The organism is Micromonospora sp. NPDC049799 (assembly GCF_040656655.1).
Taxonomy (GTDB): Bacteria; Actinomycetota; Actinomycetes; order Mycobacteriales; family Micromonosporaceae; genus Micromonospora.
Genome location: NZ_JBFAMU010000911.1, coordinates 1 through 1,074, shown reverse-complemented (window position 1 = coordinate 1,074; position 1,074 = coordinate 1). Strand labels below are relative to the sequence as shown.

General features: G+C 74.4%; 1 protein-coding gene. It reads right to left on the bottom strand.

The window, feature by feature from the left end; all coding sequences use genetic code 11:
- Window positions 1-995: PH domain-containing protein (locus tag AB0I76_RS30570; RefSeq protein WP_357042804.1), on the bottom strand; the 995-nt coding region annotated here is incomplete at its 3' end.
- Between the last annotated feature and the right edge of the window lie 79 nt (window positions 996-1,074).

Sequence of the window (1,074 nt, the reverse complement as noted above, 5' to 3'; positions counted from 1 at the left end):
GCCGGAGGTGGAACCAGCGGCAGCGTGGCGAGGCGTACGCCGGGCAGCACCTCGGCAAGGATCGTCTCCCCGGTGACCAGGTCGCCCACCGGAAGTAGGCGGTCCGGCCGGTTGCGATCGTCGGCCTCCCCGCCGGAGTAGCCGGCCACCTCCAGCCGCATCCGCAGCCAGCCCCGGACCCGCCACAGCAGCGGCCAGGTCACCCCGACGGTCTGCACCCGGTCCAGTGGCACCGTCTGGGCGCGGGTCTCCAGCAGCCCGTTGCGGATCCGGAGCGTCCCGGCGTCCCGGGCCAGCCGGAAGTTCCAGTCGTCCAGCACCCGGCGCACCGGTTGCAGCAGTACGCCGGCCATCGCGGTGAGCGTGCTGGCCACCGCGATGAACGACCAGGAGCCCTGGGAGAGGAACTGGACCACCACGAACGCCACGCCGAACGGGATCAGGAACGCCTGCGGGGTGAGCAGTTGGCTGATGAGCAGGTCACGGTTGTTGACCGCGTGCACTGGCCGGCCGGGCGGCACGGGGGCCTCCGCGGTGCCCGTCGGCCCGCCCGGGGACGGCTCGGCTCCGACCGGTGGCCTCCGCCCGGCGAGATCCAGCAGCCGTTGGCGCAGCGCCGTCGCCTCGGCCACGCTGAGGTACGCCAGCGGCGCCTCGGTCTTGCCCCCGCCGACCACCTCCAGCCGCAGCTCGGCCAGGCCGGTGAGCTGGGCGAGCAGCGGCCGGACCACCTCGACGGCCTGGAGCCGCTCCAACGGGATCGCCCGGGTACGCCGCCAGAGCAGGCCCTCGTACACCCGCAGTTCCCGGCCGACCACGTGGTAGCCGGTGTTGTACCAGCTCACCACCGCCAGCACGGTGGCGCCCAGGGCCAGCACGGCGGCCATCACCGCGAACCAGCCGAAGCCGACCCGGGACAGCGTCGACCAGGACAGGCCGGCGATGACCACCACCAGTGACTTGGCCCCGTGCAGGGCCGGACTCAACGGGTGCAGCCGTTGCCGGGGCTCGGCCCCGCCCGGCCCTCCCGCACCCGGCGCTCCGGCGTCGGGTGGTCCGGAACCGGGCCAGGGC